General features: G+C 52.5%; 12 protein-coding genes. 10 read left to right on the top strand and 2 right to left on the bottom strand.

The features are described from left to right. Positions 1-2: 2 nt before the first annotated feature. Positions 3-2396 (bottom strand): maltodextrin phosphorylase, encoded by a 2394-nt coding sequence (gene malP / locus HVX72_RS01565; protein WP_181822421.1) that lies wholly within the window; start codon positions 2394-2396, stop codon positions 3-5. A gap of 387 nt (positions 2397-2783) precedes the next feature. Between malP and HVX72_RS01560 the strand changes: the two genes are divergently transcribed. From HVX72_RS01560 to malT, 4 genes are all read left to right on the top strand, one after another. Further along, on the top strand, positions 2784-3263 hold the full coding sequence (locus tag HVX72_RS01560) for an Hcp family type VI secretion system effector (protein WP_042286423.1): 480 nt from the start codon (positions 2784-2786) through the stop codon (positions 3261-3263). Between the two features lie 28 nt (positions 3264-3291). Then, positions 3292-4152 (top strand): hypothetical protein, encoded by an 861-nt coding sequence (locus HVX72_RS01555; RefSeq protein ID WP_181822420.1) that lies wholly within the window; start codon positions 3292-3294, stop codon positions 4150-4152. A gap of 8 nt (positions 4153-4160) precedes the next feature. Further along, entirely contained in the window at positions 4161-4592 is a 432-nt protein-coding gene (locus HVX72_RS01550) for a hypothetical protein (RefSeq protein WP_181822419.1), read from the top strand. Between the two features lie 373 nt (positions 4593-4965). Continuing rightward, positions 4966-7671, top strand: coding sequence for an HTH-type transcriptional regulator MalT (gene malT, locus HVX72_RS01545; RefSeq protein WP_042286434.1), 2706 nt, complete (start codon positions 4966-4968; stop codon positions 7669-7671). Between the two features lie 27 nt (positions 7672-7698). Here the strand turns inward: malT and HVX72_RS01540 are convergent, their stop codons facing one another. Next, on the bottom strand, positions 7699-8607 hold the full coding sequence (locus HVX72_RS01540; RefSeq protein WP_181822418.1) for a LysR family transcriptional regulator: 909 nt from the start codon (positions 8605-8607) through the stop codon (positions 7699-7701). A 416-nt stretch (positions 8608-9023) separates the two neighbouring features. On the opposite strand from HVX72_RS01540, the gene HVX72_RS01535 reads away from it, so the two are divergent. The 6 genes from HVX72_RS01535 (at position 9024) to HVX72_RS01510 (ending at position 14583) form a co-directional block, all read left to right on the top strand. Next, positions 9024-10328 carry a citrate:proton symporter gene (locus tag HVX72_RS01535; RefSeq protein ID WP_181822417.1) on the top strand — a complete coding sequence of 435 codons (1305 nt, stop codon included), beginning with the start codon at positions 9024-9026 and terminating at the stop codon, positions 10326-10328. 34 nt (positions 10329-10362) lie between these two features. Further along, positions 10363-11703 (top strand): acyclic terpene utilization AtuA family protein, encoded by a 1341-nt coding sequence (locus HVX72_RS01530; RefSeq protein ID WP_181822416.1) that lies wholly within the window; start codon positions 10363-10365, stop codon positions 11701-11703. Beyond that, positions 11703-12002 carry a hypothetical protein gene (locus HVX72_RS01525; protein WP_181822415.1) on the top strand — a complete coding sequence of 100 codons (300 nt, stop codon included), beginning with the start codon at positions 11703-11705 and terminating at the stop codon, positions 12000-12002. Before HVX72_RS01530 ends, HVX72_RS01525 begins: the two co-directional genes overlap by 1 nt. Positions 12003-12092: 90 nt before the next feature. Continuing rightward, positions 12093-12749 carry an acetate CoA-transferase subunit alpha gene (atoD, locus tag HVX72_RS01520; protein ID WP_181822414.1) on the top strand — a complete coding sequence of 219 codons (657 nt, stop codon included), beginning with the start codon at positions 12093-12095 and terminating at the stop codon, positions 12747-12749. After that, entirely contained in the window at positions 12749-13408 is a 660-nt protein-coding gene (locus HVX72_RS01515; protein WP_181823228.1) for a 3-oxoacid CoA-transferase subunit B, read from the top strand. Before atoD ends, HVX72_RS01515 begins: the two co-directional genes overlap by 1 nt. Further along, positions 13405-14583 (top strand): acetyl-CoA C-acetyltransferase, encoded by a 1179-nt coding sequence (locus HVX72_RS01510; RefSeq protein ID WP_181822413.1) that lies wholly within the window; start codon positions 13405-13407, stop codon positions 14581-14583. Before HVX72_RS01515 ends, HVX72_RS01510 begins: the two co-directional genes overlap by 4 nt. The last annotated feature ends 24 nt before the right edge of the window (positions 14584-14607 follow it).

The following is a 14607-nucleotide window of genomic DNA, read 5'->3' as shown; positions in this document are numbered from 1 at the left end:
CCTTAGCGTTTGGCCTGCCAGATACGGGTCTGATAATCACGGATAGAACGATCCGAGCTGAACATGCCGCAGCGCGCAGAGTTCAGGATCGCCGCGCGAGTCCAACCCTCCGGGTCACGGTACAGCACATCCACCTGCTTCTGCGCCTCTACGTAAGCGGCGAAATCGGCCATCACCAGATACGGGTCGCCGCCCTGCTTGCCGATGCTGTGCAGCATCGGATCGAAAGCGTGTTTGTCGCCGTCGCTGTACTTACCGCTTTCCAGCTCTTTCAGCACCGCATCCAGCAGCTTATCTTTCTTACGCCACTTCACCGGGTCGTAGCCTTTCGCCTTCAGGGCTTTCACTTCTTCCACGGTATGGCCAAAAATAAAGATGTTTTCATCACCAACTTTCTCGGCGATTTCGACATTCGCCCCGTCCAGCGTACCGACCGTCAGCGCGCCGTTCAGCGCCAGCTTCATATTGCCGGTTCCGGAGGCTTCTTTACCCGCCGTGGAGATTTGCTCCGAGATATCCGCCGCCGGGATCAGCATTTCCGCCGCCGACACGCAGTAGTCCGGCAGGAACACCACTTTCAGCTTATCGCCGACCTTCGGATCGTTGTTGATGGTGTCCGCCACTTTATTAATAGCGAAGATGATATTTTTCGCCAGGTAGTAGCCCGGCGCCGCCTTCGCGCCAAACAGGAACACACGCGGCACACGGTCAGCCTGGGGGTTTTCGCGGATCTCTTTATACAGCGCCACAATATGCAGCAGGTTCAGATGCTGGCGTTTGTACTCATGCAGGCGCTTAATCTGAATGTCAAAAATCGCCTGCGGGTTAATCGCAATACCGGTACGCGCTTTTACAAACTCGGCCAGACGTACTTTGTTAGCCTGTTTGATGTCGCGCCAGGTCTGACGGAATTTCGCGTCGTCAGCGTACTTCTCAAGGTTGATCAACTGATCGAGATCGTTGGCCCACTCTTTTTTCAGCGTCTTATCCAACAGCGCCGCCAACTGCGGGTTGCACTGTTTGATCCAGCGGCGCGGGGTAATACCGTTGGTGACATTGTGGAATTTGTTCGGCCACAGCTGGTGGTATTCGGGGAACAGATCTTTCACCACCAGATCGGAGTGCAGTGCCGCCACGCCGTTAACCGCAAAGCCGCTGACCACGCACAGGTTCGCCATGCGCACCTGTTTGTCATGCACCACCGCCAGCTTCGCCCAGACCTGCTTGTCGCCAGGCCAGGTTTTATCGACCAGCGTTTTAAAGCGGGTGTTAATCTCTTTAATAATCTGCATATGACGCGGCAGCAGCGCTTTTACCAGCTTCTCATCCCAACACTCCAGCGCTTCCGGCATCAGGGTGTGGTTGGTGTAGGCGAAGGTGCGGCTGGTGATCGCCCAGGCGTCATCCCAGCTCATCTGATGTTCGTCAATCAGCACACGCAGCAGTTCCGGGATCGCAATGGTCGGATGGGTGTCGTTCAGTTGAATGACTTCGTAATCCGCCAGCTCGTGCAGCTTACGCCCCGCCAGATGATGGCGACGCAGAATGTCGGCCACCGAGCAGGCGCACTGGAAATATTGCTGCATCAGGCGCAGCTTTTTGCCTGCGGTATGGTTGTCGTTCGGGTAGAGCACTTTGGTCAGTTTGTCAGCATCGATGCCCTGTTGCTCGGCACGCAGGAAATCGCCGTCGTTAAATTTGGTCAGGTTAAACGGATGCGCATGGGTGGCTTGCCACAGACGCAGCGGTTGCGCTACGCCGTTACGGTAACCCAGTACCGGCAGATCCCACGCCTGCCCGGTGATCGTAAAGCCAGGCTCCCAGCGCCCTTCCTTCGTTACTTTCCCGCCGATCCCCACCTGCACGTCAAGCGCTTCATTATGGCGGAACCACGGGTAGCTACCGCGATGCCAGTCGTCCGGCGCTTCCATTTGCTTACCGTCGGCAAACGACTGGCGGAACAGCCCGTACTGGTAGTTGAGGCCATAGCCGGTCGCAGACTGTCCGACGGTCGCCATGGAATCAAGGAAGCAGGCCGCCAGACGGCCCAGCCCCCCGTTGCCCAGCGCCGGGTCAATCTCTTCTTCCAGCAGGTCAGTGAGGTGAACGCCGTGTGCTTTCAGCGTCTCGCTCACCCCTTCATACCAACCCAAATTCAACAGGTTATTACCGGTCAGGCGTCCAATCAGAAACTCCATTGAAATGTAGTTCACATGGCGCTGGTTTTTCACCGGCTTCGCCACAGGTTGGGCGCTGAGTAATTCCGCCAGCGCGCCGCTGACCGCCTGCCACCACTGGCGGGACGTCATCTCGTGAGCTGACAGTAAACCGAAACGCTGCCACTGACGCGTCAGGGCAGCCTGAAATTGCTCTTGATTGAAGGTAGGCTGTGACATAGGAATTCCGGGTCCTTTGGTAATAAAACAACGTTATCGCTAGTTTGCCTGGCTCATTGTTGACCTTCCTCATCCCACCCGGGATTAGACAGGGAGGAGTAGTGGGGATGAGCGCAAAAATGTGATCGAGGCCACTTTCGCGCATCTTTCCCTGCGGTTCAGCTTACCGTCACTTGCTTATTTTAACCCAAATTTTGGTCTGGCCAGACCAACTTCCGTGAATGGGGATGAATCGCCTGTCCGGTATATATGAGAATGTGTTACGACGTCTTTTATTATTACTGGAATGCAATAATAAAAATAGTTGAATTACCGAAATAACACGCGCACACTTAAATAGCTTTATTTCAATATATTATTTACGCAAATATTTTATAAGGAAATAATATGGCTCATTTATCCTGGCTTACGCTAAAGGGAGAGTTACAGGGTGATATCTCGGCCCGGTGCGGCTCACGGAATTCGATTGGTAATAAATCTCAAGCCAGTCATATTGATCAGATAATGATTTACGCACTTGAGCATGAAACATCCCGCCAGCAAAATGTTTGCCATCATGAATTGCAAATCATCAAGCCCGTTGACCGTTCGTCGCCGTTACTCAACAAAGCTATAAATGATAACGAAACGCTTGAGTGTGAGATCCATCTCTATCGGGTTAATCCGGAAGGGCATCAAGAGATTTATTATAAAATAAAGTTATTCAAAGCGCATATTTCTAGCATCAAAATGATAGTACCACATAATATTATTGAAAATGGTAACGAAGCACAGGAACGCGTTTGTTTTACGTATGAATCCATCAGTTGGGAACACTGTATAGCGAGCACCAGCGCTTTCAGTTTCTGGAACGACCGTCTTTTCTGAATCTGGACAGCTTATATAAGGGAATAGTATGCGTCACCGACCCTCTTCGTTATACAACACCGATCATTACAGGGAAGATCCACTACGCGATTCATCAGACTTCCGCTGGCATTCAATGAATCCTGCGCTGCGTGATATGGCTTTTATGGATGGTTCATTTATTACCCAACATCATCACATTCTCCTGCTGACCCTGGAAGAAGCGCAGCAAGTTATCGACGATTTGATGGGTGGCGTCGATCGTTTTTTTTCATATCGGGCAGGGCCTGGCAATATAAAGGATGGGCTGGATGCCTTTCGCAGTCTGACAAAGCTCACCACCTGGTACAACCCTGCTAAGGAGTTGATGTTTAACTTTGATGTTTTGAAAATCAAAGCCATTGAATACAAAGTGGGCGGTAAAACCTATATAAAAATTACCGGATACCCCGGCTTACGGCGCATACTTACCGGTACTCGCTACGGCGCTAATCACCCGCAAATACTGGAAATGGCCATCGGTAAACAGGGGCTTTACCACAACATCCGCAACGGAGTCAGATATTGCATCTATTTTTCGCTGGCCTGGCGAGCTATCGAACTCATTTTTAAGTCTGACTATAACCTGACTGATTTTCTGGTCGATATCACAATGGATATGGCAAAAGCTGTGGTGTCGGGAGTTTTGATTGGGTTAGTCGCAGGTATTTTGGCGTTGTTGAGTTTACCTATAATTGTTACAACCGGCTTTATAATTGCCATAGGCATAGGTATCAATATTGGATTAAACATACTTGATGACAAGTTGGGGCTATCAAACGAGCTAAAGGGAAAGGTTCGGGATTATACGCTTCATCATATAAAAAGTTGTAATTACGAATTCCCCTCTCCTGACTTCCACTCATATTAAGGATGCTTATGCATAATTTATGGTTACGAATCATGGTCATTATTTTTATGATTTTCTGCATTATTTTTATAGATTTTTTATTATTTGGTTTAGTAATGACAGATTTTTTATCTTTAATTAAAGCAGGGGATATTATATCTTACAACAAAACATGTATACTTATTGGCGCGACTCCTTTAGTCATATATGTTGCATTAGCTATGATTCGTATTTTATTTAGTCAAGACGTGAAGTACACAGCACTTCCCGACCCTTATGAAAAATGGGTGCTTCTTACCATTACCTTTTCTTTTCTCCTTGGTCTCATTGCTGATTGCATTATCCCTTTTTTATTCATGGCGTTGTCTTACCATTCCTGCCCTCAGGACACGCTTCGCGATTATCATGTAACCGATATCGCGCTCTGCAAAACGCTTGTCGATAATCGTAGTTTCTGGTGATGATCCTTAAACAACGTCTGTTGCCAGGAAAATACTGCTGCTATTTCAAACCGTTTTCTGCTGCTTCGCCGCAGGGCATTTTCAATAATAATTTATCACCGTAAGTTACAATTAACGCGGTCACTTTCGTGAATGCAAGCCCTTGCAAACTGTAATTATTCTTCAGCAAGAGTAAAAAACCCAACGTCATGCCGGGCAAACCAGACCCGACGCGGATTAGGCTTCAGAAAAATTTGTGATGCAGTGCAAATTAAGGCAGTCCATTACCGGACATAACTTGCAAAAGTTTCTAATCTGGCCGACCTTATAACCATTAATTACGAAGCGCAAAAAAAATCGCAGTTCCCCCATTTTCCACAGTGAAGTGTTAACTATGTTGATTCCGTCTAAACTAAGTCGTCCGGTTCGTCTCGACCATACGGTGGTTCGCGAGCGCCTGTTGGCTAAACTTTCCGGCGCGAACAATTACAGGCTCGCCCTGATCACAAGTCCTGCGGGATATGGGAAAACCACGCTCGTTTCACAATGGGCCGCAGGCAAAACCGATCTCGGCTGGTATTCGCTGGATGAAGGTGACAACCAGCAGGAACGGTTTGCCAGCTATCTGATTGCGGCAATTCAACAGGCCACCAACGGACACTGCGCCACCAGTGAAGTAATGGTGCAAAAACGCCAGTACGTCAGTCTGACCTCGCTGTTTGCGCAGCTGTTTATTGAACTGGCCGAATGGCATCGCCCGCTGTACCTGGTTATCGACGACTACCACCTGATCACCAATCCGGTGATTCATGAATCCATGCGCTTCTTCCTGCGCCATCAGCCGGAAAATCTTACCCTGGTGGTGCTGTCGCGTAATTTACCGCAGTTAGGCATTGCCAATCTGCGCGTACGCGATCAGCTTCTGGAGATCGGCAGCCAGCAGTTGGCCTTTAATCATCAGGAAGCGAAGCAGTTTTTCGATCGCCGTTTATCCTCCCCCATTGAAGCGGCTGAAAGTAGCCGGATGTGCGACGACGTTGCCGGTTGGGCGACAGCCCTGCAGCTGATCGCCCTCTCTGCACGGCAAAATAACAACTCAGCCCACCAGTCCGCACGCCGACTGGCAGGCATCAACGCCAGCCATCTCTCAGATTATCTGGTTGATGAAGTGCTCGACAGCGTCGACGTCAGCACCCGTCATTTCCTGTTGAAAAGCGCCATTCTGCGATCAATGAACGATGCGCTGATCGTCCGGGTGACCGGTGAAGAAAACGGTCAAATGCGCCTGGAGGAGATCGAGCGTCAGGGTTTATTCCTGCAACGAATGGATGACACCGGCGAATGGTTCAGCTACCACCCACTGTTTGGTAGCTTCCTGCGCCAGCGCTGCCAGTGGGAACTGGCGACAGAACTGCCGGAGATTCACCGCGCCGCCGCCGAAAGCTGGATGGCGCAGGGCTTCCCGAGCGAAGCTATCCACCACGCGCTGGCGGCAGGTGACGCGCATATGCTGCGCGATATCTTGTTGAACCACGCCTGGGGTCTGTTCAACCACAGCGAACTGGCGCTGCTGGAAGAGTCACTCAAAGCGCTGCCGTGGGAAAGTTTGCTGGAAAACCCGCGTCTGGTGCTGCTCCAGGCCTGGCTGATGCAGAGCCAGCACCGCTACAGCGAAGTGAATACTCTGCTGGCGCGCGCCGAACAAGAGATCAAAGGCGTGATGGACAGCACCCTGCATGCCGAATTTAACGCGCTGCGGGCGCAGGTGGCGATCAACGACGGCAACCCTGACGAAGCGGAGCGCCTGGCGAAACTGGCGCTGGACGAACTGCCCATTGCCTGGTTCTATAGCCGCATTGTCGCCACCTCGGTGCACGGCGAAGTGCTGCACTGTAAAGGCGACCTCTCCCGCTCGTTGGCGTTGATGCAGCAGACCGAGCAGATGGCGCGTCATCATGACGTCTGGCACTACGCGCTGTGGAGTCTGATCCAGCAAAGCGAAATCTTGTTTGCCCAGGGCTTTTTGCAGGCCGCCTGGGAAACACAGGAAAAAGCGTTCCAGTTGATCAAAGATCAGCATCTGGAACAGTTGCCGATGCACGAGTTCCTGGTACGCATCCGCGCACAGTTACTGTGGGCATGGGCGCGTCTGGACGAAGCGGAAGCCTCTGCCCGCAGCGGCATTGAAGTGCTTTCCACCTTCCAGCCCCAGCAGCAGCTCCAGTGTCTGGCCCTGCTGATCCAGTGCTCGCTGGCGCGCGGCGATCTGGATAATGCCCGCAGCCATCTTAACCGTCTGGAAAACCTGCTCGGCAACGGTCACTACCATAGCGACTGGATCTCCAACGCCGACAAAGTACGGGTAATCTACTGGCAGATGACCGGCGATAAAAAGTCCGCCGCTAACTGGTTGCGCCACACACCGAAACCGGAGTTTGCCAATAACCACTTCCTGCAGGGCCAGTGGCGCAACATTGCCCGCGCGCAGATCCTGCTGGGGGAATTCGAACCCGCGGAAATCGTGCTTGAAGAACTGAATGAGAACGCGCGCAGCCTACGGCTGATGAGCGATCTCAACCGTAACCTGCTGCTCCTGAACCAGCTTTACTGGCAGGCAGGGCGGAAAAACGACGCCCAGCGCGTGCTGCTCGACGCCTTACAGCTTGCCAACCGCACCGGTTTTATCAGCCATTTTGTGATTGAAGGCGAAGCGATGGCGCAGCAGTTACGCCAGTTGATCCAACTGAATACCTTGCCGGAGCTGGACCAGCATCGCGCCCAGCGGATCTTGCGCGAAATTAACCAGCATCACCGCCACAAGTTTGCCCACTTCGACGAAGGCTTTGTCGAGCGTCTGCTGAACCATCCGGAAGTGCCGGAGCTGATCCGCACCAGCCCACTGACCCAACGTGAATGGCAGGTGCTGGGGCTGATTTACTCCGGGTACAGCAACGAGCAGATCGCCGGCGAGCTGGCCGTCGCCGCGACCACCATCAAAACCCATATCCGCAACCTGTATCAGAAACTTGGCGTGGCGCACCGTCAGGACGCGGTACAGCATGCGCAGCAGTTGCTGAAAATGATGGGTTATGGGGTGTAGCGCGCCAGTCTTTCGCGGGCGTTAACATCATATATGTTCTGACGCGAACTGGTGCGCCTGGCAGGTAATGAATTCCGCAAACGACGCGACGCCAGGCGCGAGATGTCGCCCCTTCGGCGTCACCAGATAGATAGCCCGCTCCAACGCCAAATCTTCAAATGGTAAAATCACGATATCTTTATGGTTGAACTGGAACAGGGTTAATCCGGTCGTAATGCTGACCCCGTAGTTGGCGGCAATCAGGCCCATCATCGTAGTTAGCTGCCGCACTTCCAGTTGATAATTAAAGCTCATGGACAGATTTTCGCAGAGCTTATCGGTGTACTGCCGAATACTGGTGCCGACACTGAAACCAATAAAGGGATAATCGCAAACCTGACTGAGCGATACCGAAGATTGTTGTGCCAGAGGATGTTCGCGATGACAGAGCAGATAAAATTTATCCGAGAACAATAACGTTGAATCGAACGTGGTCAACGAGGGTTGCCCGGCGGTTAATGCCATGTCCGCCTGACCATCAAGTAATGCCTTCAGACAGCGATCCCACTGGGTGTCGATCAATTTCACATTACTTTGCGGCACCCTCTTAGTGTATTTCACCAGTATTTCAGGTAGCCATTCCACCGCCAGCGAAGGCAACACCGCGAGGGTGATATCGTTATTATTACCTGCTACCCGGTCTTTGATTTCGCCCACGGCATCATCATGGCTCTGCACAATCTTGCGCGCCAGATCGAGAAAATGAATGCCATCCGCATTCAGCAACACACGCCGCGTATCCCTGTCAAATAGCCGATAGCCAATCTCCTCTTCCAGTGATGCAATCAGAGTACTAAATGCGGGCTGTGAAAGGTTAAACCGCCGGGCCGCCTGAGTAAAACTATCAGCCTCGCTTAATATTAAAAAGGCCCTGAGTTGCTTAATCGAAAGATTCATTTCCTACTCCTGCCATCGAAATCATTAATTATTTTATCGGTTTTTAAAATGAATAAAAGGCAGTTAATTTCTTTTTATGACCCACCCCACATTAACCACATTTCATTTCCGATGCACTACCCTGTCGCCACAAAAGTCATTTAAGCAAAACATACATAACAGACAGAGCAACCCTATGTTTACAAGGTCGTTTTTATATTTAAGCAAATTAGCTATAGGGTTATTTTCATTTCAAATAGTCGCATTAAGACTTACAACAAATGACTCCATTGGATTTACAAATTAGTACCAACCGGCGCACTGTGATAAAAATTAATGCACTGCTAAAACATATATCCCCTGGGCATAATTAACATTGCATTTACTTTCATACTTTAGAAGCAGATAAATTTAATAAAAATATTAAGGAGAAACTCATGCTGGCGCTAATAGGTGTGCTTACCATAGCCACCTTATTATTTTTTATCATGTCTAAAAGGATGTCGCCTCTGGTTGCCCTGATCGTTATTCCGGTGATTGGCGCGCTGGCTGCAGGTTGCGGAACAGATACCGCAAAATATGTGGTCGAAGGCATCACAAAACTGGCTCCGATGGCGGCGATGTTTGTCTTTGCGATCGCTTTTTTTGGCGTCGTGACCGATGCCGGGATGTTTGACCCTATCGTACGCGGTATATTGCGATTCGTCGGGACCAACCCGGTTAAAATCATCATCGGCACGGGCCTTCTGGCGCTCATCGCCCATCTTGACGGTAATGGCGCCGTGACCTTCTTAATCACCGTCCCCACCATGCTGCCGCTGTTCAATCGGCTCGGTATGGACAAACGGATCTTGCTTGGGATTGTTGCGCTCAGCGCCGGGGTCAACTTTTTACCCTGGACCGGGCCGATGATTCGCGCCTCTGCTGCATTGAACGTCACCACCCACGACCTCTTTATTCCGTTAATTCCAGCACAGCTCGCGGGCCTGACCTTTATGGTCATCATGGGCTGGTTCTGGGGTAAACGCGAAGAGAAACGCCTTGGCGCGGCCCACTTTGCTGCGGCCGCAGGCGATTTTTCGCATCATAAAGAACTGACCGAGCAGGAAAAAGTCCTGCGTCGTCCGCATCTTTTCTGGGTGAATATTGCGCTGGTTATTGCCGTGATCGGCACGATGGTGTTCACCCGCATCTCCCCCACCGTTGCCTTCATGATCGCCCTGACGCTGGCATTAATGATCAACTATCCGAATGTTGAAATGCAAAAAGAACGGATCAACGCCCACGCAAAAGCAGCGCTGATGATGGCCAGTATCCTGTTCGCGGCGGGGGCATTTACCGGAATCATGGGTGGTGCTGGCATGCTGAAAGCCATGTCCCATGCGGCGGTAGAGTTTATGCCTGAGGCACTGGCATCCCATATTCCGTTCATCGTCGGACTGATCTCGATGCCGCTGTCGTTGATTTTCGATCCAGACTCTTACTACTTCGGCATTATGCCTGTCGTCGCGCATACCGTGGATATTATGGGTATCCCTGCCATTCAGGTAGCTCAGGCATCAGTGCTCGGTCAGATGACCACCGGCTTCCCGGTCAGTCCACTGACTCCCGCGACCTTCCTGTTGGTCAGTCTTGCCGGTGTCGACCTCGCGGATCATCAAAAATTCTCCATCCCGGTCCTGTGGGCTGCCAGCGTCATTATGACCTTTGCCGCCGCCCTCACCGGCGTCTTCCCGATTTAACAGCACATTTCTTGTTAAGAATTAAGGAAATAAAATGAAAACCATTCGAATTGGTTCCGGCGCAGGCTACGCAGGCGACCGCATTGAGCCTGCGGTTGAACTGGCCGAAAAAGGGGAACTGGATTACCTGGTGTTTGAATGTCTGGCAGAGCGCACTATCGCCATTGGACAAAAACAGAAGCAGCAGGATCCGAACAAAGGCTATAACGAACTGCTCGAAGCGCGGATGCGCGCGGTGTTACCGACCTGTCACGCCAATAGTGTGCGGATCATCTCTAACATGGGTTCAGCCAACCCGCTCGCCGCCGGAAAAGTGGTGCTGAAAATTGCCCAGGAACTGGGTTTGCATGGCCTTAAAGTCGCGGTGGTCACGGGTGATGAAGTATTGTCTCTCATACAGTCGATGGACCTGACGCTGGACGAAGCCAGTGTTCCCGTTTCTCGCTTTGAAAAAACCTTACTTTCCGCAAATGCCTATTTAGGTACGGCGGGGTTACTGGAAGCGCTTGATTCCAGGGCAGATGTGGTGATTGCCGGACGCGTCGCCGACCCGTCGCTTTTTCTTGCACCGATGATGCATGAGTTCAACTGGGCCGCTGATGACTGGCATCACCTGGGTATGGGGACCTGTATCGGCCATCTTCTGGAGTGTGCCGGGCAAATCACCGGCGGATATTACGCCGATCCGGGGGTGAAGGATGTTCCTCATCTGGCACACCTCGGTTTCCCACTGGCTGAAGTCTGTGAAGATGGCAGCGCCACCATAACCAAAGTGGCGGGCTCTGGCGGACTGATCACCGAAGACACCTGCAAAGAACAACTGCTCTACGAGATTCACCGGCCGGATCGCTATCTCACCCCTGACGTAGTCGCTGACTTCAGCCATGTGCATTTTAGCCAATGCGGCCCGGATGAGGTGCGGGTGACCGGTGCGACGGGTGCGCCACGTACCGAAACGCTGAAGGTTTCCGTCGGTTATCAGGACGGTTTTATCGGTGAAGGCGAAATTTCCTACGCCGGTCCGGGCGCGGTAAATCGTGGGCGTCTCGCTCTCGACATCGTGCGTGAGCGCTTCGCGATTTGTCACTTTAACGCGCAGGAAATACGTTACGACCTCATTGGTGTCAATGCGTTGCATGGTGAAACGCGCGGTCAGTACAGCGCCCCCTATGAAGTTCGCGCTCGTGTTGCTGCCCGCTGCGCCACTCGCGCACAGGCGGTTATCGTCGGCAACGAAGTGGAAACGCTTTATACCAACGGCCCTGCGGGCGGTGGTGGTGTCATGAAATCGGTAAAAGAAATACTGGCCATGGACTCCACCCTTATTCCGCGTCACTGCGTTCAACACCATGTTACCGTACTGGAGAATAAATAATGAAATTACGTGAAATAGCGCATTCCCGTACCGGAGATAAAGGAAATATTTCCAATATTTCATTAATTGCCTGGCGTCCGGAAGATTATGCCACGCTGGCAGAACAGGTCACCGCCGAAAAAGTCAAAACCTGGTTTGGCGATATTGTACAGGGCGAGGTGATTCGCTATGAATTACCGGAACTCGGCGCACTGAATTTCGTGATGCATAAAGCGCTGGGAGGTGGCGTTACTCGCTCACTGGCGCTGGATATGCACGGCAAAGGGCTGAGCTCCGCGTTGCTGGATATGCCCATTTAATTCTTTTCGGCCAAGAGGATCCTCACTGTTCGGCGGGGTTTCATTACTCCGCCAGGGGATCCTTGTCCTCAAAACAGCAAGTACACCATTATGCAAAACAAAAGAATAACGGCGGATAAATTCCGCGAACTATTACATGACGGCATGAGCATTATGTTTGGCGGCTTCATGGGCGTCGGGACGCCGGAATATCTGGTAGCAGAAATTATGCGCTCCGGTGTTAAAGCGTTGACGCTCATCGGCAATGACACCGCTTTTGTCGATAAAGGCATTGGTCCGCTGATTTCTAATGGCCAGGTCAAAAAAGTGATCGCCTCTCATATTGGCACCAACCCGGAAACCGGCAAGAAGATGATTTCCGGTGAGCTCGATGTTCAGTTAGTGCCGCAAGGAACGCTCGCCGAGCAGATCCGTGCTGGCGGCGCCGGGCTGGGGGGATTCCTCACGCAAACCGGGCTGGGCACAGTAGTGGAAGAAAATAAACAAACCCTGCTGGTCAACGGTGAGAAATGGCTGCTGGAACAACCTCTGCGCGCCGACCTCGCCATTCTTCTCGCCAGTCATGCCGATGAGGCTGGCAATCTCACCTATGACCTGACCGCCCGAAACTTCAACCCGGTAATGGCGCTGGCCGCCGACGTGGTTGTGGCCGAAACCCGCAGCATCGGGGCGTTGGGAAGCATTCCTCCCGTGCACGTCATCACCCCTGGTGCGCTGGTGGATTATCTGTTCATGGAGGCCCAGTGATGAATGCAAAAGAACGTATTGCCCGCCGCGTAGCGCAGGAGTTACACGATGGCGACGTCGTCAATCTGGGCATTGGCCTGCCAACGCAGGTCGCGAACTACCTGGCCGAGGATATTCAGGTCACGTTGCAGTCAGAAAATGGTTTTCTTGGCCTCGGCCCTCTGGACGAGGTGAATGCCAGCCTTGTCAATGCAGGCGGTCAGCCTTGCGGCATGATCCCAGGTGCGGCAATGTTCGACAGTTGCTTCTCTTTCGCCCTTATTCGCGGAGGACATGTTGATGTCTGCGTGCTCGGCGGTTTGCAGGTTGATGAACGCGGAAACCTCGCCAACTGGATGGTGCCTGGCAAAATGGTGCCCGGCATGGGCGGAGCGATGGACCTCGTGGCAGGAGCGAAAAAAGTCATTATTGCGATGGAGCATTGTGCAAAAAATGGCGAACCGAAGCTGCTACATCAGTGCAGTTATCCCTTAACAGCGGTCGGCAAGGTCAGCAAAGTCATCACTGAACTCGCCGTATTCAGCTTTGTGAACGGCGAAATGATCCTTGATGAAATCAGCGACACCATCACGCTTGATGAACTTCGTGCGCGCACGGAAGCGAACTTCCGTCTTAGTGCACACCTGAAAACATTGCAGCCTGCGGGGACTCTGGCATGAACGACTCGATTGTGATTGTGAGTGCGAAACGCACCCCTATCGGTAAATTTGCTGGCAGCCTGGCTGACGTCCCGGCGGTAATGCTGGGCGCGACCTGTGTCAGGGCAAACCTGCTGGACCTTCCGTCAGATATCAACATTGACGAAGTGATCCTCGGCAACGTGTTGCAGGCCGGATTAGGGCAAAACCCGGCTCACCAGGTGACACATCACGCGGGCCTGGCGGAGAGCGTTCCGTCATTCACGGTCAATAAAGTCTGCGGTTCCGGGCTAAAAACCGTTGTGCTGGGCGCGCAGTCCATTCTGAGTGGTGATAATCAGACCTGTATTGTCGGCGGGATGGAAAACATGAGCGCCGCCCCCTACCTGCTGGCCCGCGCGCGCCAGGGATACCGTATGGGCAACGGTGAGCTGACAGACGTGATGATCCACGACGGTCTCTGGTGCGCCTTCAATGATTACCACATGGGGGTCACGGCAGAAAACATTGCCAAACGCTATAATTTAAGCCGTGAAGAGCAAGACCAGGTGGCGCTGGCATCGCAGCAAAAAGCGAAAGCCGCAATCAACGCCGGTTATTTCAGACAGGAAATCGTACCGGTGGCCCTGAAGCGTAAAAAAGAGGTCTGTCTGTTTGATACCGATGAGTTTCCACGTCCGGAGACCGATGCCAGTTCGCTGGCGAAACTGCGTCCGGCCTTTAAAAGTTCAGGGACAGTAACTGCAGGCAATGCCTCCGGCATCAATGATGCGGCGGCGACGCTGGTCCTGATGTCCGAAAGCGCTGCGCGCGCGCATGGGATTACGCCGTTGGCGCGCCTGAAGAGCTGGGCGTCGGCTGGGGTGGATGCCAGTATAATGGGACTTGGGCCGATCCCGGCAACAAAACGGGCGCTGGAAAAAGCCAAAATGACAGTCAGCGATCTGGATTTAATCGAAGCCAACGAAGCCTTTGCCGCACAGTATCTGGCGGTTGCGCGTGAACTCGACTTTCCGGAAGAGAAAGTGAACGTCAATGGCGGCGCGATCGCGCTGGGGCATCCAATCGGCGCAAGCGGCGCACGGATTCTGGTAACACTGGTTCACGCGTTGCAGCAGCGCAATAAAACCACCGGGCTGGCAACGCTGTGCATCGGCGGTGGTCAGGGGATCGCCGTGATTGTTGAACGGCTGTAAGCGTGTCGTCTGCATGTCCCCGAC

It is taken from the genome of Citrobacter sp. RHB21-C05 (assembly GCF_013889015.1).
GTDB lineage: Bacteria > Pseudomonadota > Gammaproteobacteria > Enterobacterales > Enterobacteriaceae > Citrobacter_A > Citrobacter_A sedlakii.
Note: the sequence above shows the minus strand (reverse complement) of the source record. Positions and strands in the feature narration are given on the sequence as shown.